28 protein-coding genes are annotated in these 18,205 nt (G+C 45.1%); 9 read left to right on the top strand and 19 right to left on the bottom strand.

What is annotated here, in order from left to right; genetic code table 11:
* Positions 1–10: 10 nt before the first annotated feature.
* Complete coding sequence (gene adk / locus K6984_RS19800) at positions 11–655, bottom strand: adenylate kinase (protein ID WP_221897123.1); 645 nt, start codon at positions 653–655, stop codon at positions 11–13.
* Between the two features lie 183 nt (positions 656–838).
* On the opposite strand from adk, the gene K6984_RS19795 reads away from it, so the two are divergent.
* Positions 839–1,300, top strand: coding sequence for a CBS domain-containing protein (locus tag K6984_RS19795; RefSeq protein WP_221897080.1), 462 nt, complete (start codon positions 839–841; stop codon positions 1,298–1,300).
* A gap of 83 nt (positions 1,301–1,383) precedes the next feature.
* Here K6984_RS19795 and K6984_RS19790 read toward each other — a convergent pair whose 3' ends face one another.
* The 3 genes from K6984_RS19790 to K6984_RS19780 all read right to left on the bottom strand — a co-directional run bounded on the left by K6984_RS19790 (position 1,384) and on the right by K6984_RS19780 (position 2,114).
* Complete coding sequence (locus K6984_RS19790; protein WP_221897079.1) at positions 1,384–1,527, bottom strand: hypothetical protein; 144 nt, start codon at positions 1,525–1,527, stop codon at positions 1,384–1,386.
* Between the two features lie 139 nt (positions 1,528–1,666).
* Positions 1,667–1,960 (bottom strand): peptidylprolyl isomerase, encoded by a 294-nt coding sequence (locus K6984_RS19785; protein ID WP_221897122.1) that lies wholly within the window; start codon positions 1,958–1,960, stop codon positions 1,667–1,669.
* Positions 1,935–2,114 carry a hypothetical protein gene (locus K6984_RS19780; RefSeq protein ID WP_221897078.1) on the bottom strand — a complete coding sequence of 60 codons (180 nt, stop codon included), beginning with the start codon at positions 2,112–2,114 and terminating at the stop codon, positions 1,935–1,937. Before K6984_RS19780 ends, K6984_RS19785 begins: the two co-directional genes overlap by 26 nt.
* Before the next feature lie 12 nt (positions 2,115–2,126).
* Between K6984_RS19780 and K6984_RS19775 the strand changes: the two genes are divergently transcribed.
* Complete coding sequence (locus K6984_RS19775) at positions 2,127–2,276, top strand: hypothetical protein (RefSeq protein WP_221897077.1); 150 nt, start codon at positions 2,127–2,129, stop codon at positions 2,274–2,276.
* A gap of 95 nt (positions 2,277–2,371) precedes the next feature.
* Here the strand turns inward: K6984_RS19775 and K6984_RS19770 are convergent, their stop codons facing one another.
* A complete protein-coding gene (locus K6984_RS19770; RefSeq protein ID WP_221897076.1) occupies positions 2,372–3,355 on the bottom strand; it encodes an ABC transporter ATP-binding protein in 984 nt (327 codons plus the stop codon).
* 209 nt (positions 3,356–3,564) lie between these two features.
* On the opposite strand from K6984_RS19770, the gene K6984_RS19765 reads away from it, so the two are divergent.
* Positions 3,565–4,287 (top strand): ABC transporter substrate-binding protein, encoded by a 723-nt coding sequence (locus K6984_RS19765; protein WP_338024558.1) that lies wholly within the window; start codon positions 3,565–3,567, stop codon positions 4,285–4,287.
* Between the two features lie 1,009 nt (positions 4,288–5,296).
* On the opposite strand, the gene K6984_RS19760 is transcribed toward K6984_RS19765, so the two are convergent.
* Complete coding sequence (locus K6984_RS19760) at positions 5,297–5,506, bottom strand: hypothetical protein (protein ID WP_221897075.1); 210 nt, start codon at positions 5,504–5,506, stop codon at positions 5,297–5,299.
* Here K6984_RS19760 and K6984_RS19755 point away from each other — a divergent pair.
* On the top strand, positions 5,463–5,687 hold the full coding sequence (locus K6984_RS19755; RefSeq protein ID WP_221897074.1) for a hypothetical protein: 225 nt from the start codon (positions 5,463–5,465) through the stop codon (positions 5,685–5,687). The genes K6984_RS19760 and K6984_RS19755 overlap by 44 nt on opposite strands.
* A 40-nt stretch (positions 5,688–5,727) precedes the next feature.
* Positions 5,728–6,081: an O-antigen ligase family protein gene (locus K6984_RS19750; RefSeq protein ID WP_221897073.1), complete on the top strand. Its 354-nt coding sequence runs from the start codon at positions 5,728–5,730 to the stop codon at positions 6,079–6,081.
* A gap of 12 nt (positions 6,082–6,093) precedes the next feature.
* Here the strand turns inward: K6984_RS19750 and K6984_RS19745 are convergent, their stop codons facing one another.
* Positions 6,094–6,789 carry a transposase gene (locus tag K6984_RS19745; RefSeq protein ID WP_221897072.1) on the bottom strand — a complete coding sequence of 232 codons (696 nt, stop codon included), beginning with the start codon at positions 6,787–6,789 and terminating at the stop codon, positions 6,094–6,096.
* A gap of 99 nt (positions 6,790–6,888) precedes the next feature.
* On the opposite strand from K6984_RS19745, the gene K6984_RS19740 reads away from it, so the two are divergent.
* Positions 6,889–7,191: a hypothetical protein gene (locus tag K6984_RS19740; RefSeq protein WP_221897071.1), complete on the top strand. Its 303-nt coding sequence runs from the start codon at positions 6,889–6,891 to the stop codon at positions 7,189–7,191.
* On the opposite strand, the gene K6984_RS19735 is transcribed toward K6984_RS19740, so the two are convergent.
* Genes K6984_RS19735 through K6984_RS19725 form a run of 3 tightly spaced genes read right to left on the bottom strand, consistent with a single transcriptional unit; the run spans position 7,101 to position 8,521 of the window.
* Positions 7,101–7,286, bottom strand: coding sequence for a hypothetical protein (locus K6984_RS19735; RefSeq protein ID WP_221895029.1), 186 nt, complete (start codon positions 7,284–7,286; stop codon positions 7,101–7,103). The two genes, K6984_RS19740 and K6984_RS19735, sit on opposite strands and share 91 nt — an antisense overlap.
* Positions 7,287–7,335: 49 nt before the next feature.
* Positions 7,336–7,479 carry a hypothetical protein gene (locus tag K6984_RS19730; protein WP_221897070.1) on the bottom strand — a complete coding sequence of 48 codons (144 nt, stop codon included), beginning with the start codon at positions 7,477–7,479 and terminating at the stop codon, positions 7,336–7,338.
* 37 nt (positions 7,480–7,516) lie between these two features.
* A complete protein-coding gene (locus tag K6984_RS19725; protein ID WP_263458808.1) occupies positions 7,517–8,521 on the bottom strand; it encodes a transposase in 1,005 nt (334 codons plus the stop codon).
* A gap of 92 nt (positions 8,522–8,613) precedes the next feature.
* On the opposite strand from K6984_RS19725, the gene K6984_RS19720 reads away from it, so the two are divergent.
* On the top strand, positions 8,614–8,841 hold the full coding sequence (locus K6984_RS19720; protein ID WP_221897068.1) for a hypothetical protein: 228 nt from the start codon (positions 8,614–8,616) through the stop codon (positions 8,839–8,841).
* Between the two features lie 333 nt (positions 8,842–9,174).
* On the opposite strand, the gene K6984_RS34240 is transcribed toward K6984_RS19720, so the two are convergent.
* From K6984_RS34240 to K6984_RS19710, 3 genes are all read right to left on the bottom strand, one after another.
* Complete coding sequence (locus K6984_RS34240) at positions 9,175–9,303, bottom strand: hypothetical protein (protein ID WP_263458596.1); 129 nt, start codon at positions 9,301–9,303, stop codon at positions 9,175–9,177.
* A gap of 190 nt (positions 9,304–9,493) precedes the next feature.
* Positions 9,494–10,807, bottom strand: a complete 1,314-nt coding sequence (rimO, locus tag K6984_RS19715; protein ID WP_221897067.1) for a 30S ribosomal protein S12 methylthiotransferase RimO — start codon at positions 10,805–10,807, stop codon at positions 9,494–9,496.
* A 40-nt stretch (positions 10,808–10,847) separates the two neighbouring features.
* Positions 10,848–11,195, bottom strand: a complete 348-nt coding sequence (locus tag K6984_RS19710; protein ID WP_230988199.1) for a cupin domain-containing protein — start codon at positions 11,193–11,195, stop codon at positions 10,848–10,850.
* 160 nt (positions 11,196–11,355) lie between these two features.
* On the opposite strand from K6984_RS19710, the gene K6984_RS19705 reads away from it, so the two are divergent.
* Positions 11,356–11,832 carry an SRPBCC family protein gene (locus K6984_RS19705; RefSeq protein WP_221897066.1) on the top strand — a complete coding sequence of 159 codons (477 nt, stop codon included), beginning with the start codon at positions 11,356–11,358 and terminating at the stop codon, positions 11,830–11,832.
* Between the two features lie 121 nt (positions 11,833–11,953).
* Here the strand turns inward: K6984_RS19705 and K6984_RS19700 are convergent, their stop codons facing one another.
* On the bottom strand, positions 11,954–12,130 hold the full coding sequence (locus K6984_RS19700; RefSeq protein WP_221897065.1) for a hypothetical protein: 177 nt from the start codon (positions 12,128–12,130) through the stop codon (positions 11,954–11,956).
* Between the two features lie 12 nt (positions 12,131–12,142).
* Here K6984_RS19700 and K6984_RS19695 point away from each other — a divergent pair, with 12 nt between their 5' ends.
* Positions 12,143–12,331, top strand: a complete 189-nt coding sequence (locus K6984_RS19695) for a hypothetical protein (RefSeq protein WP_221897064.1) — start codon at positions 12,143–12,145, stop codon at positions 12,329–12,331.
* On the opposite strand, the gene K6984_RS34235 is transcribed toward K6984_RS19695, so the two are convergent.
* From K6984_RS34235 to K6984_RS19675, 5 genes are all read right to left on the bottom strand, one after another.
* Complete coding sequence (locus tag K6984_RS34235; RefSeq protein WP_263458596.1) at positions 12,295–12,423, bottom strand: hypothetical protein; 129 nt, start codon at positions 12,421–12,423, stop codon at positions 12,295–12,297. The genes K6984_RS19695 and K6984_RS34235 overlap by 37 nt on opposite strands.
* 183 nt (positions 12,424–12,606) lie before the next feature.
* On the bottom strand, positions 12,607–13,752 hold the full coding sequence (rnd, locus tag K6984_RS19690; protein ID WP_221897063.1) for a ribonuclease D: 1,146 nt from the start codon (positions 13,750–13,752) through the stop codon (positions 12,607–12,609).
* A gap of 83 nt (positions 13,753–13,835) precedes the next feature.
* Positions 13,836–14,420, bottom strand: coding sequence for a DbpA RNA binding domain-containing protein (locus tag K6984_RS19685; RefSeq protein WP_221897062.1), 585 nt, complete (start codon positions 14,418–14,420; stop codon positions 13,836–13,838).
* Positions 14,413–15,711 (bottom strand): peptidylprolyl isomerase, encoded by a 1,299-nt coding sequence (locus K6984_RS19680; RefSeq protein ID WP_230988209.1) that lies wholly within the window; start codon positions 15,709–15,711, stop codon positions 14,413–14,415. Before K6984_RS19680 ends, K6984_RS19685 begins: the two co-directional genes overlap by 8 nt.
* Before the next feature lie 4 nt (positions 15,712–15,715).
* Positions 15,716–18,163, bottom strand: coding sequence for an LPS-assembly protein LptD (locus tag K6984_RS19675; protein ID WP_221897060.1), 2,448 nt, complete (start codon positions 18,161–18,163; stop codon positions 15,716–15,718).
* Positions 18,164–18,205 lie beyond the last annotated feature (42 nt).

Raw genomic sequence — 18,205 nt, 5'->3', positions numbered from 1 at the left:
CTCCTTTGCCTTATGCCAAAGCCTGATAAACCTTGGCAGTAATATCTGCAACTGCATCTACACCTGCAACCGTAGTAAACTGTACTTTTCCCTGCTCAGCCATAGCGCGATAAAAACCAACCAGCGGCTTGGTTTGCTGGTGGTATACATCCAGACGCTTTTTAACCGTTGCTTCCTGATCATCATCCCGCTGAATAAGTGGCTCGCCAGTGACATCATCTTTATTTGCGACTTTGGGCGGATTAAATTCGATATGATAGGTACGCCCGGATTCCTGATGCACTCTACGTCCACCCATGCGCTTGATAATTTCATCATCGGCAACTGCAATTTCTATCACATGGTCTATCTCTACACCCATCGCTAACAAGCCTTCAGCCTGTGCAATCGTGCGTGGAAAGCCGTCCAGCAAAAACCCATTACTACAGTCTGGCTGGACGATCCGGTCTTTAATCAAACCTAAAATAATTTCATCGGAGACTAACCCGCCCTCATCCATTATTTTCTTGGCTGCTCGCCCAAGCTCCGTACCCTCGCGTACTGCGGCACGTAACATATCCCCAGTGGATATTTGCGGAATTGCATATTTCTCGGTGATAAATTGTGCCTGTGTTCCCTTGCCTGACCCTGGACTACCTAAAAGAATAACGCGCATTTTTGACTCCAATAGCTGCCGCTAAAAATATTTAACTCACAAACCTGCTATAGCACAGAGTTATGAGCCTCTCTAATTTACATAACCAATTATTTTATAACATTCGATGATATAACTCTTGTAAAATTATGCATAACTGCCTATTCTGTGCGACTAATAATAATTTTGAAGAGAGATATACACATGCGTGTTGAAGATTTAATGACCAAGAAAGTATTTACGGTGGCGCCACAAGATATGATAGACCGCGTCTTTTTCCTGATACATTACGAGAAAGTGCGCCATCTGCCTGTTGTGGAAAAAGGCAAAGTAGTAGGCATCGTGTCCGACCGTGACCTATACAAGGCTCTGGGACCAAAAAGCAATTCCCGGTCTATTGCAGCAGAAGGCACTACTGAATTACATGTGCTACCTAAAAAAGTAACACATATCATGCACCGTGGAGTGATTACCGTACAGCCTGATAGCTACGCGTCTAAAGCCGCAGCACTGATGGCAGAAAATAGAATTGGTGCATTACCTGTAGTTGATGCCCATAAAAAGCTGGTCGGCATATTATCAGCAACAGATATACTCAAAGTATTTTCTAAAATTGAACATGCCAGCGAGAAACGGGCTGAACAAATTGCTGCTAACGCACACTAAACAGTCACTGCCATAAAATAAGCTATTATAAACAATGTGCTACACCATAGGCTTTGTTTGATAGCAAGCAAAGCATAGATAACCTAACCCTGCATTCTCACAAATATACGAGGGCAGGCGCGCCATGCTACCTCACGAAATTCCGGGACTCCTGTCGCCATAATTCGTTCACCTACGCAGCGGATGGGAGATGCCCTAAACGCCCTGCGTCCGCAACGACTACGCACAAAAGCCGCTTCGTCATTACTACCTCACTGGCTGGACGGCTATTCGGAATGCAATTCTTGCTCCTCTCGCGTGCTGCTAGCACACGTCGAATCAGCGAATTGCCCTATCGCCTATCAGGGACTAAAAATCACCACTTCGCTAAGCTCCGTTTCCATGATTTTTAGCGGAGGCCGTATAGCCGCCACCCTGAATGACAAAATCATCAATTACCCGATGAAACAGGGTATTGTTATAAAAACCTTCCTGCACATAGCTGAGAAAGTTTTGCGTGGTAAGCGGGGCTTTATCTGCAGCCAGTTCAATGGTGATCACACCCTGCGTCGTCTGAATATCGACCCGGGGGTTATCGGCATAAACGAGTAACGGGCTAAAACCCAGCAAGCAAACCAGGATATAGATATTTTTTTTACAACAAAGGTTTTTCAAGGTCATTAGCAAATAAAACTTTATTATCACGGCTATGAAAAGAACAGGCGCGCCATGCTACCTCACGAAATTCCGGGACTCCTGTCGCCGTAATTCGTTCACCTACGCAGCGAATAGGAGATGCTCCAGCCGCCCTGCGTCCGCCACAGACTGAGCACAAAGCAGCTCAGTCATGGCTACCACAAATGGCTCTACGGCTATTCGGGATAAAATTTTGGCCTCCCTCGCGCGCTATCGCGCACTTCGGATTGGCAAATTTCCCTGCGCCTTCTGGAGACTATCAGCCCGTCCGGGGCTGACAGCGGCGGCAAGGCACTATTAGAAACTGATTATACCTTGAAACTTAATCCGCAATTAAATAAGCTGGCTGCATAAAACCTTTCAAGCTACCTGCAGTTTTACGCGGCTTCTGTATAGTTAAAACACCACCACAGCACTGGATTTGAAATTCACCCACACCTTCTCCCCCAGTTTTAGTTGTAGTTCCTGTAAAGCCTGGTACGTTATCAGCACCTTAAACACAGCCCCCACATCAACATTCACACGCACACTGCCATTTTCTTCCGCAATCATAATAATACGCCCCTGAAAATGGTTACGCATGCTAGATGCCAGCGCGGTGGTAGACAAAACAATATCTTCAGGATTAATGGAGACATGACGCCCCGAGCTAATTACATCAGGCAATTGAATACTCAACGAGCCACTTTGGAACTGGTGCTGTATGACTTCACCATGAAATAAATTGATTAATGGTGTCAGCACTTGCTTACCGTCTGCCAGCGCCACCACATTATCGGCCAGCGCAAAGCCTTGTAAGCGGTCGTGCGTGCTAAAAATCAGGGTCTTGCCTGTTGCTTGCGTATAACGCTGTACAAACAACTCCAATGCCTGCGCACTACTCTGATCCAGATAACTAAACGGCTCATCCAATAATAAGACTTCCGGCGCTAAAACCAGAATACGTGCTAAAGCGACTTTTTGCTGCTCACCACCGGATAATAATTTAGCCTGCTGCTGGCTACAATAACTTATATCCAGCTGCTTTAAGACGCAAGCAACCTTTGCCGGGCGATCAGCTTTACCCTGTATTTTCAAGGCAAATTCTATATTGTCATATACTGTGCCTGCCAGCATAAACGGCTTTTGTGCGAGAAAACCGACCCGCCGCCTAAATGCTAATAAATCCCGCGCGCGTACACTCTGCCCCTTAAAAATAATGCTGCCAGAATCAGGGCGAGATAAAAACGCGAGTAAATTGAGCAAAGTGCTTTTTCCTGACCCATTTTCTCCGATTAACGCGGTGATCTTTCCCTCTTCTATCTGCAATTTCTCGAGTGCCAGCGCTGCTTTATCCGCATAAGAAAAGACTAGTTGATTGAGTTGATAAATAGTTGTCATAGAGCTTTTTTAGCAAAAATGAGATCAAATGATGCAAAGATAGAGTATTAAAAATAGTTCCAGTAGAATGCAGCACAATTAATTGTAAATTGAAAAACTCTCAATACAAGCTACTTGTGAAATTACCTCATCTTAATATGCTAAAAAACATACTTCTACTAGGTTTTAGTCTGCTACTGAATTCTGCCTACGCTCAGGACACACTACTCATGTCTACCACCACTAGCACCGAGAACTCTGGCCTGATGCAAGTGCTCAACCCAGTCTTTACCAAGCGCTATAACGTGAACCTGGACGTGATAGCCGTTGGCACGGGCAAAGCCCTGCGCTTAGCTGTAAATGGCGATGTCGATGTGGTCTTTGTACATGCTCCCACAGCCGAACTAAAATTCGTAACAGCGGGTTATGGTACAGACAGGCAGGCTGTCATGCATAATGATTTTGTGCTTATCGGGCCTAAATCTAACCCTGCCGCTATCGAAATCAATCAATCAATCACCAGCGCACTGCAGCAAATTGCCCGGGCACAAGTCCCTTTTATTTCGCGCGGCGACGATTCTGGTACGCATAAAAAAGAGCTGGCGCTATGGCGGCAAGCTAAAATCACAACGGCAGAGCCGTGGTACCTGGAAGTCGGCCAGAGTATGGGCGCAGTTATTAACATTGCCGATGAAAAACAGGCTTACACCCTGACAGACCGAGGCACCTATCTTGCTTTTAAAGATAAAATAGATTTAATTATTGTTAATGAGGGAGATAATGCCTTATTTAACCCGTATCATATTATCGCAGTAAATCCTGCGCGACATAAGCATGTAAACTATGAACTGGCAAAAAAATATATCGCTTTTATCACAGGTACCGAGGGACAAGCGTTGATCGGCGCTTATCAAAAACACGGCGAGCAATTATTTTACCCCGATGCGCGCTAAGCCAGGCGTGTGTTCTAACAAGATTAAGCCAACCACACAAGCTGATAATCTTTGGTTTATCCAGTAAGCACAATACTTGCGTTAAATTTGGAGTAGCATTAATTATCTGCACAAAATAAATGTTAGACTATAAATAATTTCTGTAAATTCACAACCCATACTACAAATGCCCTTCTACGGCCTGATAGTCATCCTAGTTCTTTCTCCCTTGCCCTTCGGGTTCCAATAGACCCTGGTCGTGGAGTCTACTAAGCTTATTGATCGGGCTAGTGGTTATCAGCTGGTGTATTTCATTAATATTTGCACAACGCAAAATGAAGTTTCATTTTGATAAAGTTAAAATTCCCTTGTTGCTCTTTTTAGTCACTCTCGCCTGGGCAGCGATTCAAACTACAGCATATATACCAGAAAGCTGGGGGCATCCGCTCTGGCACGCAACAGCGCAGCTTCTTGATATGGAAATTCCAGCAAAAATAAGCCTGGATCCGGAGCAAACGATTACGGCAATGATGCGCTTGACTGGCTATGGCATGATTTTCCTGCTTGCCATGTGTTATTGCCAAAAAACTGAAAACGTGGAAAAGCTATTTAGGTGGCTGGCAATCTCTGGCTTTGTATACGCCAGCTATGGATTAATCATTCACTTTGGCGGGTTTAATACCATACTCTGGTTTGATAAATGGGCTTATAAGCATGATGTCACCAGCACTATCGTTAATAGAAATTCTTATGCGACCTACGCGGGTCTGTCATTACTCTGCCTGATACCAGACTTGCTTAGTCATATAAAAAGCAGCACCCGTTACGGATTAAACAGCAACCATGGCAAACAGGTGTTTATCGAAAAGCTGATCACACGCACCTGGCGCCCCGTATTAATGATGTTTACAGTTGGCACCGCTCTTTTCCTGAGCCATTCACGAGGTGGTTTTCTTAGCACTACGCTGGCAATTATTAGCTTGTTAGTGGTCTTGGGGCTGAGTAATAAATTGCATAATCGAACCTTAAACTACTCTGCTATCGCGTTGGTATTTTTCGCGCTAACGCTGTTTAGCGTCAGTGGTGATAGAGTGATGCAGCGCATGGAGGATATCTCAATCGAAAACCAGGCGCGCCATGCTACCTCACGAAATTCCGGGACTCCTGTCGCCATAATTCGTTCACCTACGCAGCGGATGGGAGATGCCCTGAACGCCCTGCGTCCGCAACGACTACGCACAAAAGCCGCTTCGTCATTACTACCTCACTGGCTGGACGGCTATTCGGAATGCAATTCTTGCTCCTCTCGCGTGCTGCTAGCACACGTCGAATCAGCGAATTGCCCTGTCACCTATCAGGGACTAAAAATCACCACTTCGCTAAGCTACGTTTCCATGATTTTCAGCGTCCGGGCGACCTAAAGTCTATCAGGCAACCTAGAACGGTATTATGAGTAACCCTTTGCTGGGCTTTGGCTATGATAGCTATGAAAACTCGTTCCGCCTATATAATACCCGTGAGATTGGCATATACTACGATAAGGCACATAACACTTATCTGGAAAACATCTTTGAATTGGGCTTTCCCGCCGCCCTCGCCTTGTTCTTAAGTATTTTTCTAATTGCACAAAAATGCTTAACCGGCGTCTGGGACAGACAACGTAACTGGATCTACCCTGCTATCGGGTTTTCCAGTAGTGTGTTGGTTGCAGCGCACGCTATCGTAGATTTTAGCCTGCAGATTCCAGCTGTTGCAGTAACCTACGCGGCTATACTTGGGGCTGGCTTTGCGCAGTCATTTAGTTCCAGGAAATAGCTAGGTAACTCATCAGTGTTCCCCTATCAATTGAGGCCGTGAAACTAACCTCGCCACAAGAGAGCTCATAAAGCACTGTAAAGACATTCCTGTTATTATTGCGTTTTGAACTGCCCGAATGGTATACGAGCTGATACGAGATATTCTTGCCTGGAAAAATAATGGATTCACAAAACGATCTCGTTTTTGAGCCTGTTGCTGCCTTATCTCCAGAGCCTCGCTATATTTTTTATCCGATGGATGAATCAATTCTGGCTGTTGTGTTTTTGAAATCTCTTCAAACACGCGCATTAAATTATAGCTCATTGCAGTCAGGCGCATTTGATTTTCAAGTGAGCGGATATTGGAAGACCAAGCTTTAGTTTCCTTGAAATTACTTTTAGTGTTATTGAATGTCTTTTCAATCGTCCATCGTTTGAAATATAGCATGGCAATGGCTCCAGGGTTAATAGTCATTGGCAAGGTTGTCACAAACCGGTGAAGTTTTCCGGTTTCTGGATCACGGTAATCCACCACGTTAAATTTGATGCCCTTGTTTTCGTACACACTGTATGCTTCAACTCCTGTATTGATCTCATGCTGGGAGTCAAAAGGGCAGGCGCGCCATGCTACCTCACGAAATTCCGGGACTCCTGTCGCCATAATTCGTTCACCTACGCAGCGGATGGGAGATGCCCTGAACGCCCTGCGTCCGCAACGACTACGCACAAAAGCCGCTTCGTCATTACTACCTCACTGGCTGGACGGCTATTCGGAATGCAATTCTTGCTCCTCTCGCGTGCTGCTAGCACACGTCGAATCAGCGAATTGCCCTGTCGCCTATCAGGGACTAAAAATCACCACTTCGCTAAGCTCCGTTTCCATGATTTTCAGCGTCGGATTGGCAAATTTCCCTGCGCCTTCTGGAGACTATCAGCCCGTCCGGGGCTGACAGCGATAGACTCAACCAGAGTCGCAATTGAATTTTCTTTTACTCGATGTTCAAGTTTTTCCATCCCATTGCCATCAAACTCTTACCTTCACCCAGCAGAACAATACTTTAATGATGCTGTTGGCCCTAAGCGCCCTAAATCTCTGCCAATCATATGTTTTCCTGATGGCATCAGTTGAAACACATCCTTTATTAATTCACCTAACTCTTTCAGCTTATCACCAGGATCTGGAAACTCTAGCAATGACGTGATGAACTCAAGCAGTACATCCATTTGAGACTTGCGCTGTAAGCTTCCTACGGTATACGCAGGTAGTTTGCTTTCAATGCGGGCTATTTGCTCTGAGTGAACAGGCGCGCCATGCTACCTCACGAAATTCCGGGACTCCTGTCGCCGTAATTCGTTCACCTACGCAGCGAATAGGAGATGCTCCAGCCGCCCTGCGTCCGCCACAGACTGAGCACAAAGCAGCTCAGTCATGGCTACCACAAATGGCTCTACGGCTATTCGGGATAAAATTTTAGCCTCCCTCGCGCGCTATCGCGCACTTCGGATTGGCAAATTTCCCTGCGCCTTCTGGAGACTATCAGCCCGTCCGGGGCTGACAGCGGGAGAAGGCAATGGTCAAACAAAAGACTCAGAATCAGGCCACGGCTTGATCCCTCTTCATCTAATTGTTTGGCCTCACGCCCCCATCCTTCATAAAGCTTCCAGTCCTCAAAGAAAACCTCAATCAGCCATCTCAACGTATAGGCTTGAATAATATCTTGTGTGCGCCAAGTCAGGTCTGTCGCCACTAAATAGCGATAGTAGTTTTCACCGTCATATTTTAAGGCAATGACAAAGCGTTTTTTACTGTGAGAACTCACCTTTAATCGTGCACTGCTGACAGTCACTTTAATCTCTTTGCCGCCACGTACACGTATTATCTGATCAATGCCTTTGTTAATCGAATTAAAGTAGCTCTCGACTGACCTTATTCTACCTCTATATTCAATATTTTGGTTTTTACGTAATTGGCTAATCACCTGCGAGCCTCCAGATTCTTTAGCGGCTTCGTCCATAAAGGCTTTTTCACCATACAGCGCATCAGCCAGTACGCCTTTAATTTTAATCAGGCTATGCGCAACTTTAAACTCTTTTAATAAGCCTAATGCAATCTCTGTTTTGGTCGGGTAGGCACTGTCACGTTCAGGCTTAATAGGCCGATCTTTTTTTGCTATACCGCTCTTTTTCAACCGTTTATCTTCTTTATCCCAATGCTTTAAGGCTGGATCCGGCATATAAAAGAAAAAACCGACAGGCACTGTAATGGATGAGGTAACTAGCAGCAATAATACTATCGTTTGTCCATTAACATACCCGCCGGAGCCTTTGTGTTTCTGCTTGTAAACCTTATAAATACGTTTTGTAGACTTAGATCGTGCTCGGTCTGATTCATCAAAGGCCAACACACCTTCAGTAATGCCATAACGTTTTAAAATTAAGACCACACTCACCCGTAGCAACCAGTCCCAGGGTATACTTGCTTCAGGCGCGCCATGCTACCTCACGAAATTCCGGGACTCCTGTCGCCATAATTCGTTCACCTACGCAGCGGATGGGAGATGCCCTGAACGCCCTGCGTCCGCAACGACTACGCACAAAAGCCGCTTCGTCATTACTACCTCACTGGCTGGACGGCTATTCGGAATGCAATTCTTGCTCCTCTCGCGTGCTGCTAGCACACGTCGAATCAGCGAATTGCCCTGTCGCCTATCAGGGACTAAAAATCACCACTTCGCTAAGCTCCGTTTCCATGATTTTCAGCGATAGCTTCTCCTTCTGACTGCTCAATTACAGCGTTAGGGTTCGCTTTAAAATCAGTTATACTGGCAGACATACTAGCCATTACTCTTGATACAGTGCTCATAATAATTCCAATAAATCAATAAGAAGATCTTTCAATAGATCTAAATATAGACCTTTTCATGGGCTTTTCAAGTATTATTTAAATTTCTAGGGCTTACTAAGGAATGTGCACGAAAAAAATTAGTCAACTTGGAAGCGGGATTTTTAGTCCGCGATAGCCGTAGGGCCGTTGTTTTGTCGGAGTCTGAGCGTTAGCGAAGGTGGAGACAAAATAAAAGGCCATCCGACACGGCGTCAAGTCATTTGGAGCCTATGTTCCGACCCCTTGTTGGGTCGGGACGAGGTGACGAGGACGAATCGGGGCCGCCGGAGGCATAAGTGGTCGCGTTAAGTTTTTGCTGCTTGCTTGGGCTGGGATGCCCAAAACAAGCTTTCGCAAAAATAGCGACTCCCCGATACTTGTTGTAGATTTTATTTCGTGCAGTTCCTAAGTACAAATTTGACCAAATTCATAACAAGTTTTTGTCTCAGTCAACAAATCAAAGGGGGCGGAGTAATTGATGTCCTAAGCCAATAAAACGAAAATCAACAACTCTAACTATTTCGTTTAGTCCGTGTTCAACCAGCCTTTAATCCAGCAAGCGTCCCCACATATCATGCTCATCTACTTCTTCTATTTCAACATTGACCAGATCTCCCACTTTTAGATGTGTCGCGCCATCAATATAAACCTGACCATCAATTTCAGGCGCATCCGCTTTACTTCGGGCAACAGCACCTTCCTCGACTACTTCGTCAATAATAACTTGTTCGATTCTGCCTAAGCGTTGCTGCAATCTTGCTGCACTAATCTCAGCCTGATGCGCCATAAATCTGGCTAATCGCTCCTGCTTAATTTCCTCCGGGACAGCGTCAGGCAAATCATTCGCCACTGCGCCTTTTACTGGCGAATAGGCAAAACAACCCACGCGGTCTAACTGGGCTGCTGTCAAAAAGTCTAGCAATTCTTGAAATTCCGCTTCAGTTTCTCCGGGAAAACCCACGATAAAAGTACTGCGCAAGATAATATCCGGGCAAACGGCACGCCAAGCTTTGATTCGAGTCAGGTTATTTTCTGCGGCGGCGGGACGTTTCATAAGTTTTAAAATACGCGGATTCGCATGCTGAAAAGGAATATCCAGATATGGCAAAATCTTCCCTGCCGCCATTAACGGTACTACTTCATCTACATGCGGATAGGGGTAAACATAATGCATACGCACCCATACGCCTAGTTCACCTAGCGCTTCAGCCATATCATAAAAGCGTGTACGAACTTCTTTGCCCTGCCAGTCATAAGCCTGATATTTTATATCCAGCCCATAGGCGCTGGTATCCTGGGAAACCACTAATAATTCTTTAACCCCGGCATCTGCCAGGCGCTTGGCTTCTAATAACACCTCATTAACCGGACGACTGACTAAATCACCGCGCATGGATGGAATAATGCAGAAAGTACAGCGATGATTACAACCCTCGGATATTTTTAAATAAGCGTAATGTTTGGGGGTCAGCTTAATGCCTTGCGGCGGAACTAGACTGGTATAGGGATCATGCAAAGGCGGTAAATGTTTATGTACTGCACTAACCACTTCTTCTAAAGCATGTGCACCGGTGATTTCAAGTACCTGCGGATGGCGTTGCAAAATCTCATCTGCACGCACCCCTAGGCAGCCGGTAACGATGACCTTGCCATTTTCTGCAATCGCCTCGCCTATACTATCGAGTGACTCTTCTACCGCTGAATCTATAAAGCCACAGGTGTTAACCACCACCATATCCGCGCCATCATAACTAGGCGCAACTTCATAACCTTCAGAACGTAACTTGGTCAGAATGCGCTCGCTATCTACCAATGCCTTTGGGCAGCCAAGGCTTATAAAACCAATTTTTGGTGTTTTCATATTTTTCTATTGTTAATTATCATATCTGCAATACACATGCTTAGAAATGTACCGCCAGCCAGATACTGTCAATATCTGGATCAGTCCAGTGCACCCGGTGTCTGCAATGTGCCGGAATCAGCAAGTAATCACCTTCCACAAGTGTTGTTAATGCCGTTTGTCCGGCAAATTCCAGCACCGCCTTACCACGTAATAATATGACCCATTCATCCTGCGCCTGATCATACCACTCACCCTCCCTACTTGCATGACCCCGTGAGACAATTCTTTGTATTTGCACCTTATCATTCTGCAGTAAAGCAGTCGTTAATTCCTCAGGCAATTGCGCTGGAGTATCTGCTAATATATTACCCACATCAAGCATTTTTCTAGAGTCATTCATCGCCATGTTTTTTCTAAAAGTATCACTATTATTATTCTATTTTGTGTCAGACCCGGCTATTGCATTGGACAAGGAGCCTGGCTGGAAACTGGCAAAACAGGAAAATGGTATTAGCGTCTACACGCGTGAACTCGCTTACTCGGATTATCCGGAATATAGGGGCGAAATGAGCATCACTGCCAATATAGACGAGCTATTAGCCTTTATTAATAATGGCGATAACTGCGCTAGCTGGCGCTATAAATGTATGAAAATGCTTAATTTAAGTGATAACTATATCTATAAGCTAAGCAATTTACCCTGGCCATTCAGGAATCGCTATACAGTCATGAAATCATCAGCCTATTTTGATCAGCAAACAAACAGTTACACTATAGAGCTCAGCAATATACAGCGCTCACTCCTGCCGAAAGCTATTCAAGCACAATTACCCGAGCCAGAAGACACGGTACAAATGCGCTATTCTGATGGCTACTGGCGATTTAAGTTTGTCTCAGACAATCACACTATTCATATCACCTATCAAATGCACGGTGATGCTGATGCGCCTATTCCCCCGCAACTCACGCGATTAGGGGTTATAAATTCGGCATTCATTACTCTCAGCAATCTAAAAAAACACTTTACTCCAGCTAGGCATTAGAGCGTATTAATAGTTCCCTAAGGAATGGGCATGAAATAAGCTTTGCACACCGCCGCTGAAAATCAGGGAAACGGAGCCTAAGCGAAGTGATGATTTTTAGTCCGCGATAGCCGTAGGGCCGTTATTTTGTCGGAGTCTGAGCGTTAGCGAAGGTGGAGACAAAATAAAAGGCCATCCGACACCAGGCGCGCCATGCTACCTCACGAAATTCCGGGACTCCTGTCGCCGTAATTCGTTCACCTACGCAGCGAATAGGAGATGCTCCAGCCGCCCTGCGTCCGCCACAGACTGAGCACAAAGCAGCTCAGTCATGGCTACCACAAATGGCTCTACGGCTATTCGGGATAAAATTTTAGCCTCCCTCGCGCGCTATCGCGCACTTCGGATTGGCAAATTTCCCTGCGCCTTCTGGAGACTATCAGCCCGTCCGGGGCTGACAGCGGGCGTCAAGTCATTTGGAGCCTATGTTCCGACCCCTTGTTGGGTCGGGACGAGGTGACGAGGACGAATCGGGGCCGCCGGAGGCATAAGTGGTCGCGTTAAGTTTTTGCTGCTTGCTTGGGCTGGGATGCCCAAAACAAGCTTTCGCAAAAATAGCGACTCCCCGATACGCTGGCGCAGGATTTATGTTCGTATCCAAGGTGGCAACAGGCGCATAGCTGGCTACGCAACTATTTCTACAACGCAGAAGACGGGCATAATGACAAGCGAGTTGTCGAAGTTTTCCGTGTAGGCTAAAGCCTACACCCCAAAACGATGCTGCGCAGGCTCGTATTACTGAACTCGCAGGTTCTTTTTATCCACAGATACCGACAGCGCTCCCTGCAATAGTTGCTGCAGTTCTTGACCTACCATACTGAAGCGCCATCCGTGCAGTAATGAACTTTGCTGCTCATCGAGTAATAATTTCTCCAGATCTTTGCGCGTGGCCAGAATCACCGGGTTTAATGAATTTTCATCGGCTCGTAAGCGCACTACCCCGGTTAGAATATCCAGTACAGCTTCCTGCCCTGGTTTTTTTTTGTTATTCGCCTTGTTTTTTAATTTCAAGCCGGGCAAGCCCCGCGCATTGTCAATCAGCTCACAGACCTGTTTACCATAGCGCCGCACAAAGCCATCATTCATACCGCGTATATCAGACAGTGCCTTTAAATTTAGCGGCTGTAATTTTGCCATATCCAGAATAAGCTCATCGCGTAACACCCAGTTCTTCGGCCTGTTATCCTTTTTAGCAAGCTGCTCGCGCCATTCAGCTAATACCTGTACGATCGCCAGTTGCTTGCCAGTTAATTTATTTTTTCCACGTATTTTTAACCAGGCATTTTCAGGCGGGATATCGTACAAGTCCTCATTCATTAACTGCTCGAAGTCCTCTTTTAACCAGTCTTCGCGCCCTAGTGCCTGCAATTTTTCCTGCATCATCTGGTAAATTTTAGCTAGGTAGATCACATCATCTGCCGCATATTTTAGCTGCTCTGGAGATAAAGGCCGCTGGCTCCAGTCGGTACGTGTATGTATTTTGCTAAGATTGATATTCAAAAATCCGGACACCAGCATGGCATACCCGGTATTTTCCTGAAAACCCAATAGCGGTGCAACTAGCTGCGTATCATAAACCGGTGCCGGTAATTTCCCACTGAGTTGGTAAAAAATTTCTACGTCTTGCCGACATGAATGCAATACCTTGATAATCGCAGGGTCATTGATAATAGCAAATAGCTCCTCCAACTCACCTTCAAGGGCAATAGGATCAACACATGCCACCCACTCTAGTGTTGCAACCTGCAACAGACAAAACTTCGGATAATAGGTTTTCTCCCGCAGAAATTCGGTATCAATCGCAAGCCACGGCTCCTGCTGCATTTTCTGGCAAAGGTCTTGTAGCTCGGCTACAGAATCAACAAACTGAATTTCATTCATACTTTTAGATGTTTTGTATAAGGGTTGAGAACACAGGAATCCACGCGCCAGAATATCATAAGATGGCTAGCACTCATTCATGCTTAAGACTGGCCAACTTTCTTTTTATTGGCCGCCAGAAAATGCCTGCGCGTACCTCGGCGAAAATGTTTATCTGGCTGAAATTTTTTACCTGTACCACTGAGGCGCTTAATATCCAGAGCCTGCTGGTTTATTTCCACATCCTTAAAAGTCTGCAATATTTCTACCGGCATGCCTGGCGGCAAACTCAAGACTGTGTAATGCTCAAAAATATCAACATAGCCAATTTTGTTGCGCTCGACCCCCGCCTCTTCAACCAGAATATCTTTGATTAGTTTAACGCTGGCTTTATGAATTCGCCCCACTTCAATACGATATCGCACCATTTCCGCATGCAATAACTCATGTGCTTTCTGCTTTTCCACAGAAAATTTACTACTTGTCAGTTCGCTGAGTTTTGGCTGCGGATCATTAATAAATAATAAGGCGGCGGCCAGATCCAGGTAGTCTAATTTTAAATGCCGGGCACTGACTTCGATCAACGCCTTATTTGCTGTCAGGTCTTCCTTGGCAATCACTGTTTTGAGTTGCCTTTCCAGGCTAGACTGCTTTGCTATTGCTACGCCAGCATTCTTCCTGTTATTCATTTAAGGCCTCTAGGCGGATATCAACATAGGCTTCGTCACGTAAGCGCCTTAGCCATAACTCGGTTTCTTCTTCTATCTTGCGCTTGCGGATTTCATCGCGCACCTGATTACGCTCTTGCTGTTCCTTATTATCTTTTGTACGTCGGCCTAATACCTGAATTATATGCCAGCCAAACTGAGTTTGTACTGGCTCACTTATTTCATTAATTTCCAGCTCGCTCATGGCTTTCTCAAACGGCGGAACCAACAATCCAGGAGTCACCCAGCCTAATTCCCCACCGTTTAATGCAGGCCCGGTATCATCAGAATTTGCTTTAGCCAATGCCGCAAAATCATCTCCATCGGCAATACGCCCAGAGATGGCTAGCAGACGCTTTTGCGCGTCTTCATCATTAATTAATTCATTGGTTTTAATAAGAATATGTCGCACTTGAGTTTCGGTAACCATATATGAAACGACACCAGTACTATCGATTAATTTAAGAATATGAACCCCCCCGGGGCTACGCACAGGGTCAGCAATATCGCCCTTGCTCATGGTCTTGACCACATCAACAAACAGCGTTGGTAACTGACTTAAGGTTCGCCAGCCTAGTTCACCACCCTGTAATGCATTTGTGCCATCTGAAACGCTGATAGCCATCTGCTTAAAATCAGCACCCTCGCGTAGCTGTTTAACAACCGATAAAGCTTCGGCTTCTTCAGTCTGTATAGTTGTAGCAGATGCACCTTCAGGCACTGAAATTAATATATGTCCCAGGAAATATTTTACGCGCCGGTCTGCAGAGCTGATTTCAGTTTCCATATAGTGATCAATTTCTTGCTCAGAGACTTTTACCCTGCTGCCGATTTCGTGGTTACGTAACTGATTAATAACAATTTCCTTGCGCACACTTTCTTTAAACGTTGCATAACTCATTCCCTGTTCCTGTATCTCCTGCTTAAAGCTGGCTAAGTCCATGCCATTTTGCCGTGCAATACCGCTCATTGAGCTTTCCAGCATTTCATCTGTCACTTTAACACCAGCTTTCTCTGCTAACTGGCTTTGCAACTTACCAATTATTAAACGCTCCAGCACTTGTTTATACAAGATATGATCAGGTGGCATCTGGACATTATTCGCTTTTAATTTGCTGGCCACTCCCGCAACTTCCTCAGCTAACTCACTTTCCAGAATAATATCATCTTCAACAACCGCCACAATGCCGTCCAAGTATTCAACCGCAGGCAATTGAAAACTCGCTATGATCAACGCTAATATAGCTATGCTCTGTGTTATTCTTTTTCTCATCATTTTAATATTGTGGTTTTCTATATCCCGCTATATTTTTCAGCAAGAAGTCATCGACTTTGTCGCCCAGACTTGTAAACCCTTTTAATTCTATTTGAAAAAATATTGAGTTTTGCGGCTCTGCTTCACCAATGATACTTCCCGCCGAGGTTAGTAAAAATTGCCTATAAATAACTCTAAAGCGCCAACAACAACTGTCTTTTTCTATGCCAACAAAATACTCCAGATTTTTCTTATCCAGTATCGAATAACGGTATAAGCCGATAGCGCTCCAGCCATCATAAATGGGAATCATAGCCGAGGCAACTACCTGATTCTGGGCAAACCGACCAAACTCAATCTGCCGCTGCTGGAAACGATAACCAACATTAAAGATCATGTTATTTGTCAGGCCACGATAGCGTAAATCAGCATGACCCCGATTCACCCTGTTTTCAGAAAAATTCCATTGCATTGCAGAAGTGATCTTTAACTCATCGGTAATTTCACTGCTTAATTCAGTCATTAAATTTGATAGGAATTCGGTGCGTACCTGATTGCCTACCAGATTGACTTTCCTGTCCTCAAAATAAAAAATCTCCCCTACGGTTACCTTTAAGCGATCACGACCATCTTGAACCAGGCGTGTGGTTAAAGCAGCGGTTAACTGATTAGCATTCTGCGTTTTATCTACCCCGTTAAATTGATTATCCCGAAATAACTGGGCAAAATTTAAATCATATAGCGAAGTATCAAAATTAGGAATATCACTCTGGTCCACAAACGGAACATATAAATAAAACAAGCGCGGCTCTATAGTATGCGTTAACGATGCAAAGTCCCGCTCGAAAAACAAGCCACTGTCTAATGAGACTATGGGTAAAGTTTTACTCAGGCTTGTTGGTCCTGGCACCGTTGTATTATCCAGCCAGTACTGGGTATGTTGCATGGCAAATTTTGGAATAATGAATCCAGATTGAGAAACAAACGGAAAGCTAATCTCCGGCTTGATATTAAACCGCTGCCCCTGCGGCTTCCCATCAGGAAAATGACGCTGAAAAAACACATATTCACTGTCCATTCTCATTTCCAGAGGCAAGTCATTAAAGGCCTTAAACATATCCAGCTTTAGCTGTGGTAAGCGCCGGTAAGGGACATTTTTATCACTCGCCCCCGGATCAATATTCTGGTAATTGTCTACCCGCGCGCTAAATGCCATCCATGGCAATGTATACGCAATATTGGCATTGCTTTCCAGATAGCGATTACGATTATTCAAACCCAGTGAGCCATCTAAATCAGAAAAATACGCGCTATCAGACACATAATTGGCATTAATATTCATGCGCAAATTATCCGTAAACTGGGTACTATTCTGAAAGCTACCGCCCCACCTTAATGTCTTGGTTAGCTGATCTTCGGGCATAATCTCGAAACTCACTTCACTCAGCGACCGATGCCACAAAAAACGAACGTCTGCACCGAACATAAAACCACGCTCAGTCATATATCGCGGCGCAATAGTCATGTCATAATTGGGCGCCATATTCCAGTAAAAAGGCAATCTGATATCGACACCACTACGCCCGGATATACCAAAAGACGGGGTTAACAGCCCGGTTAATCGGCGGTCATCAACCGGAAATGAACCATAGTGAAAATACATCACTGGAACGCTCTTAAATTCTAACCAGCCATGTTTTACAGCAACTCGTCCAGTTTCATCATTCACCTTCATCCGTGAGGCATGCAGCATCCAGTCCTGATTACCCGGCTCACAGGCAGTATAAGTCACTTCTTTATAACGGCTGAACGTCGGACTATCGCGATACACAACCTCGGCACTGCCTCGTATAGGCGAAGACGGGATAATAAAAGACACATTGCGTAATAAAGACGTATCATTCTGCAAATTGACTTGCGCCGACGTACTATGCAGCGCCATGCCTCCATCACTGTAGATAATATCGCCATATAAATCGAGTACGCTGGAAGACTGATTAAAATCAACCTGGTTTGCCATAATATGCTGATCTGCACGCTGTAAATCGATATTGCCGCTTAAGCTAATAAGATCGACATCAAACATTTCACTGTCATCAGCAAACACATCCATCACTGCCTTCTCGCGCTGCTGCTTATCGACATAAAATGTAGGCTGCGGGCCTAATCTTAAAGTACAGACGGCCCAGGGGTCTTGCTTAAATTCTGCCTGCAGGCGCGAAAAAACCTGCTCGCGTTCTACATCAAAAGTTGGATCAAACCAGAAGCGATTATTGACTCCTTCAGTAAGCTGTTTTTCTGCCTCTGCTGACACACATTGCTGTACTGTTTTGCCAGTCTTACATTCTGCCTCAGACTCTTCCGCGCTAACAGCTGTTGATACCATCACTGATATACTGACAAAAAATAGTAATAAACGCAGCAACATGTATACTAAAAACCTGAAAATAAAAATTCCAATAAAGCCCACACGGTCAGGCGAAATATCATAAAATAACGAGCGTCTATTTTA

The sequence above is a fragment of the Bathymodiolus japonicus methanotrophic gill symbiont genome (assembly GCF_019721995.1).
In the GTDB taxonomy this organism is placed as follows: domain Bacteria; phylum Pseudomonadota; class Gammaproteobacteria; order Methylococcales; family Methylomonadaceae; genus Methyloprofundus.
The sequence above is the reverse complement of the archived record's forward strand: the minus strand, read 5'-3'. Positions and strand labels throughout refer to the sequence as shown.

What these genes read in the sequence shown, in the direction of transcription:
- adk (WP_221897123.1), bottom strand. Translation starts at nt 655, where the DNA reads ATGCGCGTTATTCTTTTAGGTAGTCCAGGGTCAGGCAAGGGAACACAG.
- K6984_RS19795 (WP_221897080.1), top strand. Translation starts at nt 839, where the DNA reads ATGCGTGTTGAAGATTTAATGACCAAGAAAGTATTTACGGTGGCGCCA.
- K6984_RS19785 (WP_221897122.1), bottom strand. Translation starts at nt 1,960, where the DNA reads ATGACCTTGAAAAACCTTTGTTGTAAAAAAAATATCTATATCCTGGTT.
- K6984_RS19775 (WP_221897077.1), top strand. Translation starts at nt 2,127, where the DNA reads ATGGCTACCACAAATGGCTCTACGGCTATTCGGGATAAAATTTTGGCC.
- K6984_RS19770 (WP_221897076.1), bottom strand. Translation starts at nt 3,355, where the DNA reads ATGACAACTATTTATCAACTCAATCAACTAGTCTTTTCTTATGCGGAT.
- K6984_RS19765 (WP_338024558.1), top strand. Translation starts at nt 3,565, where the DNA reads ATGTCTACCACCACTAGCACCGAGAACTCTGGCCTGATGCAAGTGCTC.
- K6984_RS19755 (WP_221897074.1), top strand. Translation starts at nt 5,463, where the DNA reads ATGGGAGATGCCCTGAACGCCCTGCGTCCGCAACGACTACGCACAAAA.
- K6984_RS19735 (WP_221895029.1), bottom strand. Translation starts at nt 7,286, where the DNA reads ATGGATGTACTGCTTGAGTTCATCACGTCATTGCTAGAGTTTCCAGAT.
- K6984_RS19720 (WP_221897068.1), top strand. Translation starts at nt 8,614, where the DNA reads ATGGGAGATGCCCTGAACGCCCTGCGTCCGCAACGACTACGCACAAAA.
- rimO (WP_221897067.1), bottom strand. Translation starts at nt 10,807, where the DNA reads ATGAAAACACCAAAAATTGGTTTTATAAGCCTTGGCTGCCCAAAGGCA.
- K6984_RS19710 (WP_230988199.1), bottom strand. Translation starts at nt 11,195, where the DNA reads ATGGCGATGAATGACTCTAGAAAAATGCTTGATGTGGGTAATATATTA.
- K6984_RS19705 (WP_221897066.1), top strand. Translation starts at nt 11,356, where the DNA reads ATGAGCATCACTGCCAATATAGACGAGCTATTAGCCTTTATTAATAAT.
- K6984_RS19695 (WP_221897064.1), top strand. Translation starts at nt 12,143, where the DNA reads ATGGCTACCACAAATGGCTCTACGGCTATTCGGGATAAAATTTTAGCC.
- rnd (WP_221897063.1), bottom strand. Translation starts at nt 13,752, where the DNA reads ATGAATGAAATTCAGTTTGTTGATTCTGTAGCCGAGCTACAAGACCTT.
- K6984_RS19685 (WP_221897062.1), bottom strand. Translation starts at nt 14,420, where the DNA reads ATGAATAACAGGAAGAATGCTGGCGTAGCAATAGCAAAGCAGTCTAGC.
- K6984_RS19680 (WP_230988209.1), bottom strand. Translation starts at nt 15,711, where the DNA reads ATGAGAAAAAGAATAACACAGAGCATAGCTATATTAGCGTTGATCATA.